Here is a 22,923-nt window from a genome sequence, read left to right on the forward strand (position 1 = left end):
ATGATAAAATCAATGCACCTTCTTTTTACACTGGTGCTCTTTGTTTCAATACAGTCGTCCGGTTTGACCCAAACTACCATAAAAGGACAAGTGGTTGACTCAGAAACTAACGAAGGGATTCCGTATGCTCACGTCTTGTTTCTTAAGGGTTCTGTGGGGACAGCAACCAATCTTGAGGGTTTTTTTCAACTCACTTTGAACAATGCTAATTCGCTTGATAGTATCGTCATCAGGAGCATCGGATATAGTCCAAAGAAGTTGAGAATAGACAATTCTTTAAATAAACAGACATTCAAGTTAATACCTGACTTCCTTGCATTAGATGAAGTAGAAGTCGTTGGTGAAAAAGGTCGATTTGATATCCGCAAATTTATGTTGGATGTGGTCGAGAAATACAACCAACAGCGTAACCAGAAGAGTCATATTGCCAAAGCTCATTACAAAGAATATGCATTGTTTAATGGCAAGCATATCATGTATTTTCAAAGTCTCGGATATTCAATAATGACAGAATTGGCAGAGGATTTTTCTCCTATTGGTAACTATCGTTTCTTCTATGAAAATACACGAGCGCATATAGAAAATCCCAAATGGGCTGCATATGATGCTAATTTAAATGACGAATACAACAGAGGCAACGTGAGGCCATCAGGTTGGTCTATTCTAAATCTCTTTAGGAGAATTGAAGTCTGGGGGCTTCTTTCAGAAGAATTCGTTACCAAGTATAAATTCAAGTTTGAGAATGAATTCATTAAAAACTCAAAGCTCATTTATCAGGTAAGTTACAAGTGGAAAGGTGATCGTGGACTTATAGATATAGATGCCAATTCGTTAGCAGTTATTTCGATTGCTGCAGAAACCAACAACTACTTTAGCAACGCTTTTAGCAAACAACTTAAAGCCAGCGCCAAGATTGACTTCAGTTACTATGACAACACTCCGTATTTATCTTTGGCTAATATCAAATACCAGCACAAAGGACTATCCCATCACTTGGAGTTGCAAATCATGAGTCAAAAGTTCAATGATTTTGAAATGAGTGCCGATGAGTTAAAAAGCCTTAGTCAATTTGAATCTAACCCACTTATTCAGTACAAACCTGCAGAATTCGAGTTCCTTGACTTTATTAGAAAGGGTCCAACCGAGCAAGTCGCTATAGACTTAGCTGGCTCTGGAAAAAGGCTCGAAGATTACTTCGTGGCGTATTCGGGCAAATGGCTAGGTTATGAGTTTAGGAAAACAAGGACAATTCCTTCAAACACCATTCTGGAAAAATTATCAAGCCTTAAAAAGAATTTCTGACTACCAATTTCTAGCTTTGCAGAAACATTTTTGTGATGCTTAGTTTTAAGGAAATCATCTCGGTAACACTTATACTTTTTTCGGTAATCGATATTCTTGGCTCAACTCCTGTAATCATTGATTTAAGGAAGAAAAACGGACATATTCAGTCGGGGAAAGCTACTTTGGCGGCAGGTGTACTGATGATTCTTTTCCTCTTTGTCGGAGACAACTTGCTTGGGCTTTTCGGTATTGATGTTGGCTCATTTGCTATTGCAGGCTCATTGGTCATGTTCATCATAGGTTTAGAAATGATACTTGGCAGAAACTTCTTTAAGAACGATGCCTCAGCAGCGGGAACTTCTTCAATTGTTCCGATTGCATTTCCTTTGATTGCAGGTGCCGGAACTTTAACTACGATTATCTCGATCAGAGCTGAGTATAGTGAATGGAATATTCTGATTGGCATTGTTGTCAACCTAGGTTTCGTATATCTGGTACTTAAATCCACTAACTGGTTAGAGCGAAAAATCGGACCGGCTGGGTTAGGTGTTTTACAAAAGGTTTTTGGAATTATCCTCCTCTCCATTGCCATCAAATTATTTAAGGATAATATTGTCAATATATGATTGTAATCTATACTGACGGTTCTTCGCGTGGTAACCCAGGCCCTGGCGGCTACGGTACGGTAATGAAATATAAAGAGCATCGCAAAGAGATGTCCCAAGGCTATCGTAAAACCACAAACAATCGGATGGAGCTACTAGCCATTATCGTTGGTCTGGAAACCATCAAAGTCGAGAAGGCCAAAGTGAAGGTATATTCAGATTCAAAATATGTGATTGATTCTGTAGAAAAGGGATGGCTCTGGAATTGGATGAAGAAGGATTTCAAAGGCAAGAAGAATAAAGACCTTTGGCTTCGTTTTGCTGATATCTATAAGAAGCACTACGTCACCTTCCAATGGGTCAAAGGTCATGCAGGTATTGAGGAGAATGAACGTTGCGATCAATTAGCTGTTGAAGCTGCAGAAAGCAATAACCACCTCATAGACGAGGGCTTCGAATCAGGACTTTATTCTTAATATTCATTTTGCCCAATAGTTACTTCCAATTCAAACAATTCCGAATCGATCAACCTGTCGATGGCATGAAAGTGACTACCGATGGGTGTCTGTTTGGAGCATCAATAGAACCCGTAGTAAATGGTCGAATTTTAGACATTGGTACTGGTACTGGTCTCCTTGCACTAATGTTGGCGCAAATAACCGATTCTGCAATTGATGCGATCGAAGTTGATAACGAAGTGGCTCGGCAAGCAGCGAAAAACATCCAAAACTCACCCTGGCGTGATCAAATACAGGTTATCCAAGAAGGTTTACAAAGCTTTCAACCAGAAAGTGAATACGATCAAATAGTCTGTAACCCACCTTTCTTCAAAAGCGGTTATAAAGGGAAGTCCGAAACTAAAAATCTCGCTGTTCATGACGATACTTTGCCTATGCCATTGCTGGCTAGGCGTTCTTTTGAGCTATTGGATCAGAATGGCTCGTTTTGGGTAATGTATCCAGAATATGAAATGATCCAATTTGAATCCTTGGCCATCATAGAAGGATTTTCTTTAGCCCAGAAAACAATGGTTTATAATAAGAAAGATGGGCCAACCTTTCGTGTAATCTCAAAATTCATCAAGCACTCCGTTAGTTCCTTGACCGAAACAGAGCTTATCATCAAAGCTTCAAACAATTCTTACTCTAAAGCATTCATTCACCTTTTGAAAGACTATTACCTCCACTTGTAAAGTCAATTCATACGATAGCGCTTGAGGTTTGCACTCGCTAAATAATTCCGATATCTTGCGCCCTTTCAAAAATCACATGGAGATACTGGGCATAGACGTTGGCGGAAGCGGTATTAAAGGAGCAATTGTCGATACCAAGTCAGGATATTTAATTTCAGACCGATTCAGAATACCTACACCAGAGGGACGTAGACCAGATGACATCGCTGATGTTATCAGTAATATTCAGGAGCACTTTAACTGGAATGACAATATTGGCGTAGCCTTTCCTACCGTAGTAGTTAACGGCAAAGCTAAGTATCACAGCAACCTTGATGAGAGCTGGAAAGGCCTGCAAATTGATGATCTCTTTAGAGGGCGCTGCAATCAAATTTTTAACGTCATCAATGATGCTGACGCTGCTGGCTTAGCCGAAATGAAATTTGGAGCTGGGCGCCATCATTCAGGTGTTGTGCTTATGGTAACCATTGGCACCGGCTTGGGTAGTGGCCTTTTTTATGACGGTGTTTTGGTACCCAACTTTGAACTAGGGCACCTTTACTATAAGAATGGCGATCCAATAGAATTCTATGCTGCTGATTCTGCCAGAAAAAGAGAAGAATTGAGTTTTGAAAAGTGGGGTAAGCGTCTCAATAGATTCCTAAAACATATTGAACGGGTTATTAACCCTGACTTTATTATCCTAGGAGGTGGCGTGAGTAAACACATACACAAGTACCGAGACCAAATCACTATTCAAACTCCATTTGTGGTAGGTGAAAAAGAGAACAACTCAGGAATTATTGGTGCCGCTGCTTATGCCGCTGACCATCACAAGTGATTTAAACTCGATTCAACCTCAGGAAAAGACTTAGCATCATAAATCAACTCCCCTTTATTCAGGAACCTTTGCATGCCAAGCATTACCTCAAAATTAGGTTGGTGTAGGTGTTTGGGGATTTTGTAAATCCGCTCATCTTTCCTTTCGAAAGGGGTTGTTACTTTTGAACCAAACAAGTAGGGCATCAGAATCTTTGAACAACTGAAGGCAATACGGTCAAACTCATTTTCCTTAAAGTGCCTGGTCAGGCGCTCATTGATATCTTCAAAGAACAAAAGTGTCTTGGCCAACCTGACCCTAGACCCTGCACGTGATTTGCCTTTAGTCTTCAGGTGTTTAATTTGGCTTACCCCTTGTTTTTTCCGAACCATATAGGCGGTAAACACCTTGTGCTCTAGACATTTTTCTCCCTGAAAAACACCAATAGAAGCACTCCCCGTTTGAACTAAGAGCATCAAGTATTTTACTTCCGATTCAGAGACGATTCCCTCGGGGGAGATTTTAATTGTAATAGGTAGTCTCAGTTGGAATTCATCTGAACCATTATCAAAGAAATAAGAATGCTTTTCATGGTCGTATTGGCAAGAAAAATCAGTCTTATCCATTTCCATCAAAAAATCGAGTACCTCTTGTCGCTTAAGAAAATGATGCTTCTGCTCCACTTGGCAATAATCTTGATTTTAAGTCGAAAAACACAGCCTTTGAACAGGAAACATGAATAACTAACTTTATGTCATCAACGCATAAGATGTACCTAAACACCGCGTTACCTACTAGACCTTATGACCAAGAAAAAAACGAAACGTACCAAGCGATTGAAATGGCTGCTTGCCATCTTCGCTACCATTACCATTGGGGCATTGGGTTTCTTTTTGAGTGTTTATTGGCAGTTATGGGAGCCCCTTCCTTCCAGAGATCAACTTGCGGACATTAGGCAAAGCGAAGCCACAGAAATTTATGCTGAGGGCGGTGAGCTACTCGGTAAATATTTCATCTTCGATCGACAACCGATCAACTACGAGCAGATTCCTTCTCAACTGATTGATGCATTAATAGCGACTGAAGATTCACGCTTTTTCAAACATAATGGTGTCGATCGAAGAAGTCTACTTAGGGTAATCTTTAAGACCATTCTTCTTCAAGATGAATCTGCGGGAGGTGGAAGTACACTTTCCCAACAGTTGATTAAGAATCTCTATCCCAGAAAAGATCATGGGGTCTTTTCGATGCCTGTGAGTAAAGTCAAAGAAGCCATTCTAGCTACCAGATTAGAAAAGATTTATTCAAAGGAAGATATCCTTACCCTTTACTTGAACACAGTCCCTTTTGGAGACAATACCTTCGGCATTGAAAGTGCTGCTGAGAAATTCTTCGGCAAGGCGGCTGTAGATTTATCACTCGAGGAGTCTGCGGTTATCGTGGGGATGCTAAAAGCGTCTTATCGCTATAACCCTCGACTTTTTCTTGAAAGGTCGCTACTCAGAAGGAATGTGGTATTGAACCAGATGCAGAAGTACGGTTATCTCACCACCGAAGAGTACAGCATTGTTTCCAAGAAAGCACTGGAGCTTTCTTACCGCCCCTTTAGTCATAACAAAGGTATTGCTCCCTACTTCAGAGCTTCTTTGAGAAAGAAGGTACAGGATTGGCTCCAATCGTATAACGACTCTACAGGCAACGACTATAACCTCTTTACTAGCGGTCTCAAAATCTATACGACACTCGACTATGAGATGCAAAAGTTGGCAGAGGAAGCCACAAAGGAACACCTGTCCACCTTGCAGTCTGATTTTGAGAAGAGTTATGGAAAAAATGCACCATGGTTAAAGAATCAAGACATCATCAGAAGTGAAATTAAAAATTCCCCAACCTACATCAGACTAAATGCAAAAGGTCTATCAGAATCACAAATTCTTGATTCAATGAGCGCAAAACATAATGTAGAGCTCTGGGACTGGAATGGGAAGAAGGTCGTGCAGGTAAGCACCTTAGATAGCATAAGACATTATAAGAAGTTCCTCAATGCAGGTGTACTCTCGGTAAACCCATATTCAGGTCAGGTGAAGGCCTGGGTGGGGGGAATCGATTTTGAGCATTTTCAATACGATCATGTAAGGCAGAGTAAGCGGCAAGTCGGTTCGACTTTTAAGCCTATCGTTTATGCAACTGCGGTAGAAAACGGAATTGACCCTTGCAAATTCTACTCTGCCCGTCAAGTGACTTATGCCAATTACAACAATTGGACGCCAACCAATGATGGCGCTTCGGACTATGACAAACGCTATGCAATGAAAGCTGCTTTGAGTGGTTCTGTCAATACTGTGGCGGTCAAGGTAATGGAAGATGGCGGTATGATGAACGTGATTGATCTGGCACATAACATGGGCATTGAGTCTGAAATTCCGGAAGTGCCCTCCATAGCCCTTGGCACTGCTGAACTGTCGGTAATGGAATTGACCAAAGCATATACCAGCTTTCTGAATAGCGGAAAACCCGTATCTCCCTATTTTATTTCAAGGATTGAGAATAGTGATGGCGAGGTACTAGCTTCCTTCAAGACTGAAACTGTCGACTCTCCTGTCTTCTCTGAAGAAACCAGAGAAGTCATGATTGAGATGATGAAGGGCGTGATTGAAGAAGGAACAGGACAACGCCTTCGATGGTCATACGGACTTCAAAACGATATTGCAGGTAAGACAGGTACTACACAAGATAACAAGGATGGTTGGTTCGTGGGCCTAACACCTAGACTGGTAACTGTAACTTGGGTGGGTGCTGATGATCACCGAGTTGGATTCAAAACAACCGCTATGGGGCAAGGGGCAAACTCAGCATTACCCATATTCGGAAAGCTTTTCCAAAAAATGAATGCCGACAGTCATTTTGATCGCTATACCAAAGTCCGTTTCCCTCCTGTTTCCATCAATACTTTGAATCGAATGTCCTGCATTCCGGAAAAGAAAGAAGGCTTGCTAAATCGAGTTTTTGTCAATAACGACAAACCTCAAGTGTCAGAGTTCAAAGGTGGTAATAAGACTGCTGAGCCAAAGAAGAAAGAAGGTATCTTCAAAAAGATTGGCAATCTCTTTAAGCGTAAGGACAAGAAAAAGAAAGACAAGAAAGGATCTTAATCTAGGATCACTTCTTCCTCAACAAACTCAAAACCTAGGGTTTCTAACTCATTTAAGATGGGATTGTAAAACTCAGGCGTAATCGGAATCTGGACTCCCCTTGCTTCAATTTTCCCTTCCATCAATAATTTAGTGGCGATTCCAAGTGGGAGACCTACTGTCTTAGACATGGCAGTATCAGTCGCATTCTCACCTGTAGCCACCATTGCTGAACGAATTCTCTTGGTCTGCCCTTTATCTTCATAATCAAAAAGATGCCACATCACAATTTGATCCTTTTTATCTGGACCAATGGTCCATTTCTTTTTCAGAATATGCTCTAGTACTTGAGCCGGTGTGCCCTTGAGCAAGCCTACTGATTCTTCATCAAACATTCCTAGCCACCTGAGTTTGTGCATCTCAGTACCGTCAACATCTAATTTCAAGTAATGCGCCAGTTTGAGCTCTACGGAATCATTGGGGTTATAAGAAAGAAAGGAGTTGATAAATTGACGATGGGTCATTTCGGGCACTCCCTCCATTTGATAGGTGTCATCAGTTGCACCTAATTGCACAAAAATATCCCAGGCTCTACAGAAGCCAGGTCTACGTAAAGTGCCGCGATACAGCGTGCTAATTCCATGAAGGCCATAAACGTCTAAATATTTTAGAGAGTCTCTATTGGCATAGCCTTCGAAATATCCATGACCGGGGATATGAATCATTTCAATACGCCTAAAGAGTTTGGGATAAGGAATGTACTTGTATCGTCCTTCTTGAATAAACTTAACAGTACCCTGACCAGCCAACACTACATTTCTTGGATTCCAGGTAAATGCATACTGCCATGGGTTATCGTCTGCAGCATCAGGTGCTAACAGTCCTCCCGTGAAAGACTCGAAAGCTCTTAGTTCCAACCCTTTATCTTCGCGAATATGATCAATGACCTTTTTGGCCGACATATGGTCAATCCCTGGATCTAAACCACATTCGTTTAAGAAAAGAAGTCCTTTAGATAGCGCTTGTTCGTTCAATCCTGTCATGTCATCCGAAACGTATGATGCAGTCAACAAGTGCTTCCCGAATTTCAGGCAGGTCTCAGCAACAACAGGGTGAAAAGATGCTGGTAGCATTGAGATTACTACATCACATGCATTTATCAAGACATCTCTTTCTTCCTCTTTGTTAATATTAAAGGCTACCGCCTCACCATTGGCATGTCCATTCACCTTTTCCTGAGCTAGTTGAAGCGCGTAATCAGCAACTGTAACCTTCCAACCTTTAACTGTTGCTTCCTTGAGCAAGTACGAGATAAGTGAAGTAGCGGAGCGACCTGCTCCCAAAACCAAAATGTGATTCATAGATGAGTTCGTTTAACCTCGAAATAGGCAAAAAGGATTCTAAGTTCAAATGATTAATTGAAATGCTTCTAGACAACCTTAGTTCAAAAGATTCGTATCTTCCAATCCGCTTCATATTACTACATGGCAAAAGAACTTAAACGAGAAGTTTCTCTTCTCATCTACAAAGAATCCGAGTTAGACACAACAACATTAGACCTAATAAATCGAGCAAGGTCGGCAGCCCAGAATGCCCGAGCTCCCTATTCTGATTTCCAAGTCGGTGCCGCCCTTATGCTTTCGGATGGTTCTATAGTCTTGGGAAATAACCAAGAAAATGCTGCTTATCCTGCCGGGCTTTGTGCGGAACGTGTTGCTTTCTTTGCAGCCAAAGCTAATAAGCCCGAAGCCAGCGTTCTTAAAGTCGCCATAGCAGCAGTCAGAATGGATGCTAATGAAAATAACATTCCAGCACCATGTGGTAGCTGTCGACAGGTAATGAGTGAATATGAGAATGATCAGGCATCACCTATCGAGGTTTACTTGACCGGTGGAAGTGGTGATATCATGAAGTCAAATTCTATTGAAAACCTATTACCCTTTAAGTTTTCATCTGACCAGTTGGGAGACTAATGGAGCAGAGAGTTTCATTTGAGTTTAACGGGAGATATGAAGTACTGGGGGAACCGGGTAATCATATCGAGCAATTGTGGTTTGTTTGTCATGGACATGGTCAATTGGCAAAGTATTTCATTAAGAAATTCCAAGCGCTGGATGATGGCAAACATTTGATAGTTGCTCCTGAAGGTCTGTTTCGCTATTATCTGCAAGGCTTTACCGGCAGGGTTGGTGCCACCTGGATGACAAAGGAAGATAGGACTTCTGATATTCAGAACTATCTCACTTTTTTGACCGCTGTTCTTAATCAGGCTAAGTCCCAACTAAAATCAGATGTTAAAGTAACCTTGTTTGGCTTTTCGCAGGGTGCCGCTACTATCTCGCGCTTCTCCACCCAGACAGATGTTGCCTTTGATCGATTGGTCTTGTGGGCAGGAATCTTTCCTCCGGATCTGCCACCCTTAGAGAGTCGAAGGAAACTGTCAGACAAGGAATGCTATTTGGTTTACGGACTTGGTGATCAGTATTTAACTGAGGCAAGAATAAAAGAACAGGAATCCATCGCAGCCCAAATAAAAGTCACCCCCGAAGTATTAACCTTCGAGGGTGAGCACGAATTGAATGATCGACTCATTCAGCAAATCAGTCAAAAAGCTTAGCGCCAAAAACTGAATTTTCGAGTAAATTTTGTTACAATTTTACTAGGCACGATTGAGACAGGCCCTTCGTAAATACCTCCATTATCCCCTATATCTTCTACGCGCACGGCAACTGTATTCTTACCTGGCTTCAGTAGACCCGCTGGGATATCATATATTCTCAATTCTCTAAAACTTCTAGACGCTCCAATTCTTCTACCGTCTTTGGTCTCACCAATTTTTACACCGTTCACAAAGATTTCGTCAAAGTCATCAATGTATCCACCAATCAAGGTAAACTCTGTCTCCTTGCCTCCCTCTGGGATTGAGAACTCTTTCCGGTACCACGCAAAGCCTTTATAGTTACGCATGCCGATCGTCTTCCAGTTTGAAGGCACTACGATATCTTCCCAGCGTGAATCATCAAAACCAACCTCAGCAAATTCATCACGATCGCGTCTCGATATTTTCCAGAGACCTTCTAAGGAATACACTTCATTGTACGCAGCATCTGCCACAAGCAAGCCTACCTCGCCACTATAGATTCCTCCTTCGCCACCTTTGTCATAAATGCGAACTGCAATAAGATTTTCGCCATTATAATTGAGTAACTCATTGGGAATTCTATACTCACGTTTAGCATTCCATGCAGTGTAATAGTCAGGTGGGAATCCTCCTGAGAAACCTATTTTAACACCATTGAAGAAGACCTCGTCAACATCGTCAATATAACCGAGTCGTAAATAGTGAGCTCCATCTTTTTCAAGCTCATCGCCACTGAAGGTTGTGCGGTACCAAGCATAGCCATCATAGCCGTTAAAACCTTCTCTCTCCCATCTTCTTGGCACATAAATCTCTTCCCAATCAGAATCATCATAACTGACCTCTGACCATTCCTTATGATCCCCAATTGAAAACTTCCAATGACCTCTAAGGTTAAGAAGTCTATCAAGGTCTTGTGCCTGTGTAATTGCTGTGACCATTAGCAATACGACCGTAAATAATTTCTTAAACATTTGTTCGCGTTTCAAAAAACTAACCGCCCCGTCCTTAGAGCGATTAGTTAGTTACTAGTTTAGTTGTAATTCGTTTTTGCCCCTGGGCATCGTTGTTATACTTCAAACATACGTGGCTTTAAGTGCGTGTATGTCACGTTGGGGTAAAGAGATGTCACAAAATGTCATAAACCAATTTACCGCTCTTCAAGCCATTAATTATCAAGTATTTATAAACTTATATCCTACCCCATGTACGGTTAAAATATGCTTGGGTTCATTTGGATTCTCTTCTATTCTCTGCCGTAAACGCAGCATAAAATTATCAACAGTCCTTGTCGTGGGTTGACTTTCATAACCCCATACTTTATTTAATAGGTCGTAACGACTGACTACTTCATTTTTGTGCTCCATCAGGTATTGCAGAATCTCATACTCTTTATGAGACATTCTAACATCGCCTTCGGCATTCTGGGCTGTAAACTGTGAAAAATCAATTGTCAGATTACCGATTACCACTGGACCACTGACAGGTTGATTCTCTGGAGTCTTGATTCTTCTAAGAATTGCCTTCACCCTGGCGATCAACTCTCTCAAACTAAAAGGCTTGGTTAAATAATCATCGGCCCCAAGTTCTAGCCCTAATACTTTATCAATTTCTTCGCTCTTGGCGGTAAGAAAGATTATAGGTGTCATAACGCCCATTTTCCTTATAGCCTTACAGACATCAAAACCAGACATCTTGGGCATCATAACGTCTAATATGATCAGGTCAAAATCTCCATTCTTAACCTTTTCAAGGCCTTCTTGACCATCAATGGCTACCTCTACAGTATAGGATTCAAATTCTAAGTTATCCTTTAAGCCAAGGCGCATGGCTGGCTCATCTTCTACGATCAGAATATTAGGCATCTAATTGTGTATAAAGTGGAAAAATCAATTTAAAAGTACTGCCTTTACCCGGAGTGCTGTACACCTCAACTTTGCCATCATGAGCATCCATAATGTGCTTCACAATAGTTAAACCAAGACCCGAACCTTTGGTATCATGAACATCACCATTAGGTACCCGATAAAACTTCTCGAAGAGTTTGTCTAGCTGGTTCTTAGGAATTCCCATTCCATGATCTGTAACCGATACAAAAGCCTTCTCTCCTTTACGACCAGTCTCTATAACTACTTTTTTCTCGTCTAGGCTGTACTTCATGGCATTATCAATCAGGTTGACTAAAACTTCAGTGACGGCCTCTGGATCGGCATTAATAGATAGATCTTCCTTAGAGCTTTTTAGTTCATGCTGAAAGCCATTATTCTCTAAGTGATAAGAATAGGTGTTGAAAACATCACTTACAGCAGTATTGAGGTTCAACTGTCGCTTATCATAAGTACGTTTACTAGCTTCGATTTTAGAGAAGCTTAGTATGCGGTTAATCATATTAGTCAAGCGACTGACTTCCTTAGTAATAATACCGTAGTACTCCTTCTTTTTTTCTTCTGTTCTAACCCTATCCATCAGTAGGGTCTCTGCAAACATATTGATAAGCGCTAAGGGAGTTCTGATCTCGTGCGAGACATTGGACACAAAGTCAGCCTTCTTTTGAGCCAATCTCATCTCTTGCTGAATATTTCTAAAAACTAGATAAATCCCCATGATCATGACTAGCATCAACAACCCAAGCGCCAAAAGGCTTTGGCTTTTTCTTTTGTTAACAGCTTGCTCAACAGTACCTCCTACTCTGTCTATACCTATTTCGTACTTGGGTAGTAAATCTATAGGCTCTCTCTCATAATTGCCTGGTGTGTTCTCTGAAGTGGAATAGACCAAGTAGTTATCTGAAATTCTAGTGCATGACAATACAAAGTCATCTCGGGCGATTTCCTGGAATTTTGGAACGAGATACTGTTCTATCATCCAAACAGCATCAAAAAAGTAGATGCCAAACTTGGTTTCCTCTCCTGAGTCGAGGACAAAATAGAAGTAGTCCAATTCGACACCATTATGGAAAAAGGCCTGTTCGCCATTTTCAATTTTCAAAAACCCACCCGCGTCTTTGTATCGTGTAAGCCTATTTACAATTGGTGAGTTTGCCGCATAGATACTATCCGCTCTTTGCGCGAACGAATCATCGAAGGATTCGTCAAAAGTAAAAAGTTGTTCGTAGGGCTTTTGAGTGCCTTTTAGATATAATGCATTAAAAAAATTGTAGGTACCCAATTCGCTTATCCATTCGTCCGTTCCAACATTTTCGATGTCATTGTCTAAGACTGTGGTAATAAGAGATACTTTATCTTGAACACTTTGATTGATTGAGAAGAGTACTGATTCGAGTTGACGCTCATATATTTTCTCTAATTCACGTTCATCAACCGTCAATGAATTCAATTCAAAAACTCCATATACAATCACAGGAATGATCAATATGGATAGAATAGCGATAAGAGGTCTGTTTGCGCGTTTTTTCAACCGATTACGTATTATATCTGCTCGAAAATACGAAAAGGAAGAGGTGTCGATTAATTCTGTGACAATCTTTTACAAGAGGTGGATTTTTTAAGAGTAATTCATATCTTTGCAGGCCGAAAAACAAATACATTAAAAATGTTAAACAATTACGAGACAGTATTCATTTTAAATCCCGTTTTGTCTGATGAGCAGATGAAGGATGCTGTCGGCAATTACGAACAACTCCTAAAAGACAATGGAGCAGAGATCGTGAACCTAGAAAGGTGGGGACTTAGAAAGTTGGCTTACGCCATCCAGCACAAGTCTACAGGTTTCTACAACTTGATTGAGTTCAAAGCCGACCCAGCAACAGTAGCAACCCTTGAAGTAGAATTCAAAAGGGATGAAAAAATCATGCGATTCTTAACCGTGTCTTTAGACAAGCACGCAGTTGAGTACAACGCAAGAAGAAAAAGTGGCGCTTTTAATAAGAAAAAGAAAGAGGAGGCAGCATCATGACATTAGTAAACGAACCAATCAACAGAGAGCAGCAACGCAAGAAGTATTGCCGCTTTAAGAAAAACGGAATCAAATACGTTGACTACAAGAACCCAGATTTCTTGATGGCCTTCGTAAACGAGCAAGGTAAGATTCTTCCAAGAAGACTTACTGGTACAAGCTTGAAATACCAAAAGAAAGTGACTCAGGCTGTGAAAAGAGCAAGACATATTGCTTTGATGCCTTACGTAGCTGACGGATTGAAGTAAACCCTAGACTGTAAAGAAAAATGGACGTTATATTAAAGACTGATATTAAAGGTTTAGGCTACAAGAACGACACTGTAAGCGTAAAACCAGGTTATGGTAGAAATTACCTTATCCCACAAGGCTTTGCTGTATTAGCAAGCGAGTCAAACAGAAAGATGGTTGCTGAGAACATCAAGCAAGCAGCTCACAAAGCAGATAAAATCAAGGGAGACGCTCAGGCAATTGCTGATGCAATTGGCGATACTGCTCTTGAGATCAAAGCAAAAGCTGGAGACAGTGGCAAAATCTTTGGTGCTGTGACTACTTTGCAAATTTCTGATGCCTTGAAAGCAAAAGGAATTGATGTTGACAGAAAGAAAATCTCTTTCAAAGGAGAAGTCAAAATGCTTGGCGAGTACGAATTAGAAATCGACCTTCACAAAGAGGTGAAGAAAGACTTAAAATTCGCGGTTATCGCTGAATAAGATAAAAACAATAAGTGGAAAGCCTGTTCATGCAAATGGACAGGCTTTTTTTGTACCCAAGCATTCCTAACTCCTAACTCCTAACTCCTAACTCCTAACTCCTAACTCCACATTACGGTAGCTTTACATAATAGAAATACATTTTATAAGAATAATTACTTAACTTTTTCATCTATAACTATTGAATGAAAAATAAGATTTTTATGAAGAATTTAACCACACTCCTCCTACTTCTACTAGCTTCCTCACTTATACAGGCGCAGAGCTATGTAAACAAAGCTGGTGATACGATGACTGGTGACCTAACTATTGGCAACAGCAGCAAACAATCGATAAACTTAAATCTAACGGCAACTAACACAGCCGGTGCTCCAGCCATGACCACATCTATAAAAATGACAGGTTATGAAGGCCGTGGTAAAGGCACCTTCTTCAGTGATATAACCTATGGAGGAGAGTGGTTTGCAGGAATACCCTATTCCACACCACATGATTTATTTCAAATAGGTTTTGATCAAAGCGGTGGACAAGCCGAATATCAAGCCAACGCTGTTTTTAGTATTTCGAAACTTGGTGCTACAACTTTAGCCGGTAGTCTAACCACCAATGGTGGAAATAACATTGTGAACGCCACAACAAACGAATCGGGATTCATATTTAGAAATAATAATAGCACGCGAGCTCAATTCGCCTGGATTGAAAGTGGTGGCTATATGGGTGTATGGAATGCAAACACGGGAGTTTGGCAGCAGCAATGGAAAAATAATGGGAATACGGAAATTAATGTAAACACTGAAATTAATGGACAACTGGTAATTGGAGAAAATGCTAACAGTCGGATAGCCATAAAGTATGGAACAACAGGAAATGGTCATTACATTGATCTAGGAGATACTGGAAATTCAGACAATGGCATAATAAGAGCTTACAGCCATAATGGACTTCAAGCCGAATTCAACTTAGGAGGAATCAAAACTGCTGGTATTAATGAATTGGGAGGCAACACAGCCATAGACGGAAATCTAGAGGCTAAAAAAGTAAAAGTAACAGCTCAACCTGGAACAGTTCCCGATTACGTCTTTGCTAATAATTATAAACTAAGAACCCTTTCTGAGCTTGAGAAATACGTCAATACGAACAAGCACCTACCTAACATCCCTTCTGCCAAAGAAGTAGAAAAGAACGGTCAGGATGTGGGTGATATGCAGTTGAAGCTCTTGGAAAAGGTAGAAGAATTGGTACTCTATACCATTGAACAGCAGAAAACAATAGACAAATTATTGGATCGAATCGAAAAATTAGAAAACTCTAAGAAAGATGAAAAATAAAACCTACGACCTTATTAAAATCAAGATCACTATACTCTTAATTCTCTTCTCCACCCCTCTTAATGGCCAATGGAGTAATGTGTCCACCGGAATAAAATACACTTCAGGCAATGTGGGGATTGGTGTTACAATTCCATCTGCAACACTTGATGTTTTAGGGACAGCCAGATTTGATGGTACAGTCAATTTTGTAGGAACAACAAACCTGACAGGTACCGTGCCACTCTTGGGAATCATCAATAGCAACCAGAGTATAACCACCAATAGTATTATTGGCAAATTGGATTTTGCCTCTAACAACGAATACAATCTTTCAGGACAAGTCTCTTTCGGTACAATTCAATTAGTATCAGAAGGAAATGTCAATACTTCAGGTTTAAACTCAGTCAATGGTTCCTTAGAGTTTCGCACAGCAGACTCAGGAACCAATAGTTTAGCGATGAAATTAAACTCAGACAACTCCGTTGACTTTTTTGGTGACGGAAGTTTCAGCTCCGACCTGACAATAACAGATAGCAATGTACTTTTTGACTATAACCGGGGTCTAAAATTTGGTGGCTCAGCCTACAATTTCATCAGGGCTGACGCATCAGGAAGTGAAGGAATGAAATTATCCTACGCAGGTCGTGCCTCGATAATAATAGATTCAGACAACAATGGAACCGGCTCATCTTTTCAAATCCTATCCAACAATACATCTGTTCCTGCTGCAACCAAATTGATGGAGATCGATGAATATGGAAGCACAAAACTATATAGTGACGGTTCAAATACACATGGTTCTTCCTTATACCTAAGACACACCAATAACAACTCGACAGACGTCATTGGCTCTATCTTTTTCCAGAACAATGTCGGTTCAGCGGCTAAAATCATTACTGAAACTTCAGAAGCAAACAATAATGGTGTTTTCAAAATACAGACTGCAAATGGAGGTTCATTAGGTGATAGGCTCACGATTGATCGACATGGAAAGACAGTTATCAATGGCAACCTCGAATCCAAAAAAGTAAAAGTCACGGCCACCCCTGGCTCTGTACCAGATTATGTGTTTGCGAATGACTATAAACTAAGAACTCTTACAGAGCTTGAAAACTATATCAATACCAATAGGCACCTACCTAATATTCCTTCGGCCAAAGAAGTCGAAAAGAATGGTCAGGATGTGGGCGGTATGCAGCTAAAACTATTGGAGAAAGTAGAAGAGCTAGTACTCTATACTATTGAACAGCAGAAACAATTAGAAAGGCAACAAAAAGAAATTGAGGCGCTCAAGGAACAAGTCAAGAGCTTAAAAAAATAAACAATATCCATCATGTCCATAGAAGTAGGACTCTCCATCCCTAAGATGGAGAGTCCCGCATTCGCGGGAATGACGACTGACTAGATTTACATTACCTCCTCACATTTTACTCATTCACCTCCTCACCTTTCACTTCATCACTTCCCTGCTCCCTAAAAACTCCCCTCTTGTCATAGGCAACCGTTTGCACAAGAATTCATATGGGTAGGTTTGAATAGCCCATCAATTTTGCCTTATTTCCCAGTGAATCAGAAGCTTAATCCAGGATTATGCAATAGGAATCGTTATGAGGGCCTAACCCATAAAAAATCAGGAAGCTCGACTTTGAAACCATAGCAGCGCTATGGTGAAAAGGCAAGCGAAACAAAGAGACTGATTTGAAATGAGTTAGGTTCGCAATAGAAAGCCTATTACATATTCCGGGATAGTTTATGTGAATTGAACCGAAAACCAACCTAGGAACCTCTAGTCATCACCTTATCATGAAATCAGGACAAAAAAGAGTAGTTATTGAAAACGTTTCCCCTGAAATCAATTGTGGTCAACATGCATCCAAAAGAGCTGTCGGACAGGCCTTTCAAGTAACTGCAGACCTACTAGCCGATGGACATGATGTGCTAAATGCACACATCAAATATAAGTTTGGCAATGCGCGGACATGGAAATATACGCCAATGCATTTGACTGACAATGATGTTTTTGCTGGAGAGTTCGTAGCAGAAAAACAAGGAAACTATGCCTACACTGTTGAGGCTTGGGTTGATTACCCACTAACATGGCAGCACAATATTGAGCGCAAAATTGCCGATCAGCAACATGTGGATGTTGAACTATTAGACGGAATCCAATATCTGGAAACTGCCCTCAAGTCTGCGAAGGAAGAGAAAGCCTATTTAGAAGAGCTGATAGAAGCTTTCAAAAAGCCAGAGTCTTATAACTATGCGATTGCCGAAGCACAGTCTAAAAGGCTACACACTATCTTTTTTGAAAATCCTACCAAAGAATTTGCGACTACTTACGACAAGGAACTTCCACTTTATGTAGATCGAAAAAAAGCTCTTTTCAGTACTTGGTATGAGTTCTTTCCAAGATCAACCGCCAAAAAAGAAGGCAAACATGGGACTTTCAAGGACTGCCTGGATGTAATCCCGTATGTTAAGCAATTGGGGTTTGACGTCATCTACTTCCCTCCGATTCACCCGATAGGTACTGCCCATAGAAAAGGAAAGAACAATACAACAACTGCTCTACCTGACGATGTAGGAGTGCCATGGGCTATAGGAAATAAAGAAGGAGGTCATAAGGACATTCTTCCAGAACTCGGCTCGTTGGCTGACTTCAAAAAAGTAATCAAAGCAGCGGCAGAAAGTGGCATCGAAATAGCGCTTGATTTTGCACTTCAATGTTCTCCCGACCACCCATACGTTAAAGAACATCCGACCTGGTTTAAATGGAGACCCGATGGCACGGTACAGTATGCCGAAAACCCTCCTAAAAAATATCAAGACATCTATCCTATCTACTTCGAGTCTGCAGACTGGGAGCCGATGTGGGATGAGTTTATCAGTATAGTACTTTATTGGAACAAACTGGGTGTCAAAATCTTCAGAGTGGATAACCCGCATACTAAACCTTTCGGTTTCTGGGAATATCTCATTGCAGAGGTTAAAAAGGTAGATCAAGATGTACTCTTCTTAGCTGAAGCCTTTACCAAGCCGAAAACCATGCAGCGCTTAGCAAAAATCGGTTTCAGCCAGGGTTATACTTATTACACTTGGAGGAATAACAAAGCTGAGCTTATTGAATATATGACTGAGCTGTCTAAAGGTCCGATGAAGGATTACTTTAGGCCTAACTTTTGGCCTAACACACCAGACATCAACCCATGGATGTTACAGGGAGGCAATGAAAACCTCTATATTATCAGGCATATGATGGCATCCACGTTGTCTTCGAATTATGGGATGTACGGCCCCGTTTATGAGCAAATAGACAATGCGGCTTATATCGGTAAAGAAGAATACCTAAACTCTGAGAAATATGAGGTAAGGCAGTGGGATTGGACTAAGACCAACAAACTGACGCAGCTCATCACAAGAATCAATCAGATCCGAAATGAGCAATCAGCCTTTCAGTTCACCAATAATATCGACTTCTGTACGATAGAAAACGATCAAATACTCGCCTATTTCAAACAAAGCGAAGATGGGCAAAACAATATACTCTGCGTAGTAAACCTTGATCCTTATAACAAGCAAGGAGGCTGGGTTCAAGTCCCTAGACATAAAATGGGGATCTCTGGTGACACACCAATGCGGATGACTGATTTGGTTACTGGAAGCAGCTATATATGGAATCAAGAGTGGAATTTCGTTGAGCTCGACCCTTATCAAGTTCCTTACCATATATTTTCAATTCACTACTAATTTGTAGCTATGTCAGGCAAAGCAGTAAGTTCTAAAATGAATTGGCAACAGCTTTTCGAAGAAGAAGCATACAGAACTCAACTAAGCAATGAGGTTCTGCCTGCTTACATGATGACTACTCGGTGGTATGCTGCAAAAACTCAAAAGGCTAAGACTTTTAGGATAGAGCAGTACATGCCCTTTCCCATGGAAAATGGAGAGACAGCCTATTTCGTGACACTTGAAATCAACTTTGAAGCAGGTTTCACGGAATATTACTTTATAACACTGGCCTTTGTAGACCAGTCTATCGAAATAGAGGAGAAAGGCAGAATTCAGGCCACTGAAATCGGGAATGAAAAGGGATGGATCATTGACGCCCTATACTACGAAAGCTTTAGAAAGGCACTATATGATCAAATCATATCTCAGAAATCGATAACGAATGGTAATACCAAACTTATCTTCGAGCGAGGCAAAGTTTTAAGGTCAAGCCCTCCCTACTCAAGTTCTCAGGTAATGGGCTTCGACCAAAGTAATACGTCTATAGAGTACAATGGACAATTCTTTTTCAAGGTCTACAGACGTCTCTTCCAGGATGACAACCCAGACCTAGAGCTTACCAAGTTCTTATCAGATGACAGTGACTTTAAAAACAGTCCAAAGTACGGTGGAAGCATTAGCTGGATAAAGAATGAATACGCCACACTCTCCATTGGCATTATGCAGGAGAAGGTGGGAAACATTGGTGAAGCCTGGAATCATACACTTGATATGATGAGGGGTTATTTCGAACGAATCGAAGCTACAGACATTGATATCGCAGATATTCAATCCATACCTAGTTTCAGTCTGTGTAGTCCAGATGATTTAAAGTCAGACTTTAGGCTTCTTATTGGCGATGATGTTTTATCGAAAGTCGAGCAAATGGCGCTGCGCGTGGCGGAAATGCACGTAGCACTATTTAAAAATAAAGTCGACACGAAATTCAACCCAATTCAATTCAATGGAGATTACACAGTTTGGCTGAAGAACAGGATCATCTACCAGCTCAATGCCAGGTTTATCTTAGTCGAAGAAAACTTTGATAAACTCGAAGGTCTAGCTAGGCAGTATGCCGAAGACTTTGTGTCCGAAAGAGAGGAAATAACGGCTCGCTTTTTAGCCTTTGACGAGGTGGAGCTTAATAGTAGTAGAATTAGAATTCACGGAGACTTGCACCTCGGGCAAATTCTCATGACCGAAGCAGATGATTTTTACATCATAGACTATGAAGGTGAGCCAGAAAGCACCATTCGCGATAGAAAAGTAAAGCAAACACCTCTAAAAGATGTGGCAGGTATGCTTAGAAGTTTTCACTATGCCGTGTATGCTACCATTTTCGGTTCTAAGAACAGTTTCAAACTATCTCGAGAAGAACTTTTCGAGGCAGGTGAAAAATATTACCAGGCCATTTCAGCCGTATTTCTCAACCAATATGTCACTACGGCAATGAGTGATAATTTGGACATCGGTTATCAATCAGAAATCAAATACCTCTTGAAGTATCATTTGCTAGAAAAAGCGGTTTACGAAATTGGCTATGAATTAAAAGCCCGACCTGATTGGGTCATAATACCCCTGACCGGAATCAGACAAATATTAGAAGACTAAATATGGAACAACATCAACATATCACTGCACACTCTCTACTGACAGACTTTGATGGTGAGCTGTTCAAATCAGGTAAGCACTTCAAACTCTATGAAAAATTAGGCTCAAAGCTGATAGAAGTAGAAGGTAAAAAAGGAACCCAGTTCTCAGTATGGGCTCCGAATGCTGACAAGGTACAAGTGATTGGCGATTTCAACCATTGGAATGGTGAAGGTCACGAGTTATATCCTAGATGGGATGGTTCTGGTATTTGGGAAGGATTTATTCCTGGCATAGAAAAAGGCACAGTCTATAAATACAAAGTCCACTCAAACAACTTTGGCCAAATTCTCGAAAAAGGTGATCCATTTGCCATCCACTGGGAAGTACCGCCTAAGACAGCTTCTATTGTTTGGGAAATTGATTACAAATGGAAGGATAGTAAATGGCTCAAGGCCAGAAAAGAAAAGAATGCATTGGATCAGCCCTTTTCCGTCTACGAAGTTCACTTGGGTTCGTGGAAAAGGAAAGAAAATGGTGAGTCCCTATCATATAAAGAATTAGCCAAAGACTTGGTGAACTATACCAAGGACATGGGTTATACTCATATTGAGTTTCTACCTGTAATGGAACACCCCTTCTTTGGATCTTGGGGATACCAGTGCACTGGCTACTTTGCTCCGTCATCAAGGTATGGCACACCGGAAGACTTTATGGCCATGATCGATGCTTTCCATAAGGCTGAGATTGGAGTCATTTTGGATTGGGTACCCTCCCACTTCCCGAGTGATGCTCATGGGTTATTCAATTTTGATGGCACCCACCTGTATGAACATGCCGACCCGCGCCAGGGCTATCACCCCGACTGGAGTTCATACATTTTCAATTATGGTCGAAATGAGGTCAGAGCCTTCCTAATTAGCAGTGCGATGTTCTGGCTAGACACCTTCCATACGGATGGGTTGCGGGTTGATGCCGTGGCGTCCATGCTTTATTTAGACTACTCTAGAAAAGAAGGTGAGTGGATCCCTAACGAGCACGGAGGAAGAGAGAATTTGGAAGCAATTTCCTTTCTCAAAGAATTGAACGAAACTGTTTATAGCCAATTAGAAGGTGTTCAGACCATTGCTGAAGAGTCTACCGCTTGGCCATCCGTTTCGAGACCAACTTATCTCGGTGGCCTAGGCTTTGGTATGAAGTGGATGATGGGCTGGATGAATGACACGCTTGAGTACTTCAAGAAGGATGCTTACTACCGCCAGTATCACCAAAACGACATTACCTTCAGTTTAAACTATGCCTTCACTGAAAACTTTATGTTGCCCCTTTCGCATGACGAAGTGGTGCATGGTAAAGGGCCATTGATTGACAGAATGCCAGGCGATGAATGGCAAAGGTTTGCAAACCTTAGACTGTTATACGCCTATATGTATACTCATCCCGGAACAAAACTGGTGTTTATGGGAGGTGAAATTGGGCAGACTACTGAATGGCAGCATGACTATTCCATTCCTTGGGATCTTTTGGAAAACGATCCAAACAAGGGCATGAAGGAGTTCACCAAAACCTTAAACCATCTATACAAAGGCGAAGCAGCTCTTTACGAACATGGCTTCAGTGCGGAAGGCTTTGAATGGATTGAATTAAATGACCATCAAAACTCAGCACTCAGCTATATCAGAAAAGGTAAGAACCCTGAAGACGACATTGTTGTGGTCTGCAATTTCACCCCTGTAGTTCGAGACAGCTATCGCATAGGAATCAATGGCGGAGATTGGGAAGAGATATTCAATTCTGATGACACTAATTTCTGGGGAAGCGGAATCAAGAACGAAGGCATTATTAAGTCAGAGAAAGAGCCACAACATGGCAGGCCAAATTCTCTAGACTTGAAACTTCCGCCATTGGCCGTAGTAATGTTCAAGCAAATAAAGGCAAAGCCAAAGACTGCCAAGAAAACCACAAAGAAAAAGTAGAGG

General features: G+C 41.0%; 21 protein-coding genes. 16 read left to right on the top strand and 5 right to left on the bottom strand.

What is annotated here, in order from left to right; translation table 11 throughout:
• The 5 genes from J4E76_RS05200 to ppgK are packed head-to-tail and all read left to right on the top strand — an operon-like array spanning position 1 to position 3,901.
• A complete protein-coding gene (locus J4E76_RS05200) occupies positions 1-1,302 on the top strand; it encodes a carboxypeptidase-like regulatory domain-containing protein (protein WP_208501813.1) in 1,302 nt (433 codons plus the stop codon).
• 35 nt (positions 1,303-1,337) lie between these two features.
• Positions 1,338-1,910 carry a MarC family protein gene (locus tag J4E76_RS05205; RefSeq protein ID WP_208501815.1) on the top strand — a complete coding sequence of 191 codons (573 nt, stop codon included), beginning with the start codon at positions 1,338-1,340 and terminating at the stop codon, positions 1,908-1,910.
• A complete protein-coding gene (rnhA, locus tag J4E76_RS05210) occupies positions 1,907-2,365 on the top strand; it encodes a ribonuclease HI (RefSeq protein WP_208501817.1) in 459 nt (152 codons plus the stop codon). The genes J4E76_RS05205 and rnhA overlap by 4 nt, the downstream gene beginning before the upstream one ends.
• A gap of 8 nt (positions 2,366-2,373) precedes the next feature.
• On the top strand, positions 2,374-3,081 hold the full coding sequence (locus J4E76_RS05215; RefSeq protein WP_255552013.1) for a tRNA1(Val) (adenine(37)-N6)-methyltransferase: 708 nt from the start codon (positions 2,374-2,376) through the stop codon (positions 3,079-3,081).
• Between the two features lie 55 nt (positions 3,082-3,136).
• Entirely contained in the window at positions 3,137-3,901 is a 765-nt protein-coding gene (gene ppgK, locus J4E76_RS05220) for a polyphosphate--glucose phosphotransferase (RefSeq protein WP_236017272.1), read from the top strand.
• Here ppgK and J4E76_RS05225 read toward each other — a convergent pair.
• Entirely contained in the window at positions 3,892-4,563 is a 672-nt protein-coding gene (locus J4E76_RS05225) for a hypothetical protein (RefSeq protein ID WP_370592792.1), read from the bottom strand. The two genes, ppgK and J4E76_RS05225, sit on opposite strands and share 10 nt — an antisense overlap.
• Before the next feature lie 120 nt (positions 4,564-4,683).
• Here J4E76_RS05225 and J4E76_RS05230 point away from each other — a divergent pair, with 120 nt between their 5' ends.
• Entirely contained in the window at positions 4,684-7,032 is a 2,349-nt protein-coding gene (locus J4E76_RS05230; protein WP_208501821.1) for a penicillin-binding protein 1A, read from the top strand.
• Here the strand turns inward: J4E76_RS05230 and J4E76_RS05235 are convergent.
• Positions 7,029-8,372, bottom strand: coding sequence for a saccharopine dehydrogenase family protein (locus tag J4E76_RS05235; RefSeq protein ID WP_208501823.1), 1,344 nt, complete (start codon positions 8,370-8,372; stop codon positions 7,029-7,031). The genes J4E76_RS05230 and J4E76_RS05235 overlap by 4 nt on opposite strands.
• 123 nt (positions 8,373-8,495) lie before the next feature.
• Between J4E76_RS05235 and J4E76_RS05240 the strand changes: the two genes are divergently transcribed.
• A complete protein-coding gene (locus J4E76_RS05240; RefSeq protein ID WP_208501826.1) occupies positions 8,496-8,984 on the top strand; it encodes a cytidine deaminase in 489 nt (162 codons plus the stop codon).
• A complete protein-coding gene (locus tag J4E76_RS05245; RefSeq protein WP_208501828.1) occupies positions 8,984-9,628 on the top strand; it encodes an alpha/beta hydrolase in 645 nt (214 codons plus the stop codon). Before J4E76_RS05240 ends, J4E76_RS05245 begins: the two co-directional genes overlap by 1 nt.
• Here J4E76_RS05245 and J4E76_RS05250 read toward each other — a convergent pair.
• The 3 genes from J4E76_RS05250 to J4E76_RS05260 form a co-directional block, all read right to left on the bottom strand.
• Positions 9,625-10,623, bottom strand: a complete 999-nt coding sequence (locus J4E76_RS05250; protein WP_208501831.1) for a beta galactosidase jelly roll domain-containing protein — start codon at positions 10,621-10,623, stop codon at positions 9,625-9,627. The genes J4E76_RS05245 and J4E76_RS05250 overlap by 4 nt on opposite strands.
• 201 nt (positions 10,624-10,824) lie before the next feature.
• Positions 10,825-11,514 carry a response regulator transcription factor gene (locus J4E76_RS05255; RefSeq protein WP_208501832.1) on the bottom strand — a complete coding sequence of 230 codons (690 nt, stop codon included), beginning with the start codon at positions 11,512-11,514 and terminating at the stop codon, positions 10,825-10,827.
• Positions 11,507-13,066, bottom strand: coding sequence for a cell wall metabolism sensor histidine kinase WalK (locus J4E76_RS05260; protein ID WP_208501834.1), 1,560 nt, complete (start codon positions 13,064-13,066; stop codon positions 11,507-11,509). The genes J4E76_RS05255 and J4E76_RS05260 overlap by 8 nt, the downstream gene beginning before the upstream one ends.
• A 135-nt stretch (positions 13,067-13,201) precedes the next feature.
• Between J4E76_RS05260 and rpsF the strand changes: the two genes are divergently transcribed.
• From rpsF to glgB, 8 genes are all read left to right on the top strand, one after another.
• Entirely contained in the window at positions 13,202-13,564 is a 363-nt protein-coding gene (gene rpsF / locus J4E76_RS05265; RefSeq protein ID WP_208501836.1) for a 30S ribosomal protein S6, read from the top strand.
• Positions 13,561-13,812, top strand: a complete 252-nt coding sequence (gene rpsR, locus J4E76_RS05270; RefSeq protein WP_069840917.1) for a 30S ribosomal protein S18 — start codon at positions 13,561-13,563, stop codon at positions 13,810-13,812. Before rpsF ends, rpsR begins: the two co-directional genes overlap by 4 nt.
• A gap of 20 nt (positions 13,813-13,832) precedes the next feature.
• Positions 13,833-14,276 (top strand): 50S ribosomal protein L9, encoded by a 444-nt coding sequence (gene rplI, locus J4E76_RS05275; RefSeq protein WP_208501838.1) that lies wholly within the window; start codon positions 13,833-13,835, stop codon positions 14,274-14,276.
• A 203-nt stretch (positions 14,277-14,479) separates the two neighbouring features.
• Positions 14,480-15,604 (top strand): hypothetical protein, encoded by a 1,125-nt coding sequence (locus J4E76_RS05280; RefSeq protein ID WP_208501840.1) that lies wholly within the window; start codon positions 14,480-14,482, stop codon positions 15,602-15,604.
• Positions 15,594-16,907, top strand: coding sequence for a hypothetical protein (locus J4E76_RS05285; protein ID WP_208501842.1), 1,314 nt, complete (start codon positions 15,594-15,596; stop codon positions 16,905-16,907). Before J4E76_RS05280 ends, J4E76_RS05285 begins: the two co-directional genes overlap by 11 nt.
• A 482-nt stretch (positions 16,908-17,389) precedes the next feature.
• Entirely contained in the window at positions 17,390-19,333 is a 1,944-nt protein-coding gene (locus J4E76_RS05290; protein ID WP_208501844.1) for an alpha-1,4-glucan--maltose-1-phosphate maltosyltransferase, read from the top strand.
• 9 nt (positions 19,334-19,342) lie between these two features.
• A complete protein-coding gene (locus J4E76_RS05295; protein WP_208501846.1) occupies positions 19,343-20,965 on the top strand; it encodes a hypothetical protein in 1,623 nt (540 codons plus the stop codon).
• Positions 20,966-20,967: 2 nt separating this feature from the next.
• Entirely contained in the window at positions 20,968-22,920 is a 1,953-nt protein-coding gene (gene glgB, locus J4E76_RS05300; protein ID WP_208501848.1) for a 1,4-alpha-glucan branching protein GlgB, read from the top strand.
• Positions 22,921-22,923 lie beyond the last annotated feature (3 nt).

The organism is Roseivirga sp. E12, assembly GCF_017592825.1.
In the GTDB taxonomy this organism is placed as follows: Bacteria; Bacteroidota; Bacteroidia; order Cytophagales; family Cyclobacteriaceae; genus Roseivirga.